The organism is Bacillus sp. SIMBA_154 (assembly GCF_046536015.1).
Lineage (GTDB): Bacteria > Bacillota > Bacilli > Bacillales > Bacillaceae > Bacillus > Bacillus pumilus_P.
Genome location: NZ_JAWJBV010000062.1, coordinates 1 through 472 on the forward strand (window position 1 = coordinate 1; position 472 = coordinate 472).

Below are 472 nucleotides of genomic sequence, written 5' to 3' on the forward strand. Positions count from 1 at the left end.
TTTTTCCGCGTCAACGATACGAACGATTTTACCGTGACGTTCCGCGGTGATTTTTTTAACTTCTTCGATTTTAGAGTCGTCTTTCAGCAGCGCGTAGATGTACGGACGGAAGGTACGGTCGTGTTCGATTTTGAATTCACCGTTTTCTTTTTTGTACAGACGGCTAACCGGTTTACCTTCTTCGGTGATGTAGTCCGCGTCCAGGATCATGGTATATCTCCTTCTTAAAGTTAAACAAAATTATTTCTAGAGGGGAATTGTTATCCGCTCACAATTCCCCTATAGTGAGTCGTATTAATTTCGCGGGATCGAGATCTCGATCCTCTACGCCGGACGCATCGTGGCCGGCATCACCGGCGCCACAGGTGCGGTTGCTGGCGCCTATATCGCCGACATCACCGATGGGGAAGATCGGGCTCGCCACTTCGGGCTCATGAGGTACCTAGGCTGTTTCTTCATCGTGTCGCATAAA

At 48.9% G+C, this 472-nt stretch carries 1 protein-coding gene; it reads right to left on the reverse strand.

The genetic code is table 11. The features are described 5' to 3' along the window. A partial coding sequence (locus R0K30_RS21060) for a hypothetical protein (RefSeq protein WP_410612704.1) occupies positions 1–210 on the reverse strand: 210 nt, incomplete at its 3' end. Positions 211–472: the final 262 nt, after the last annotated feature.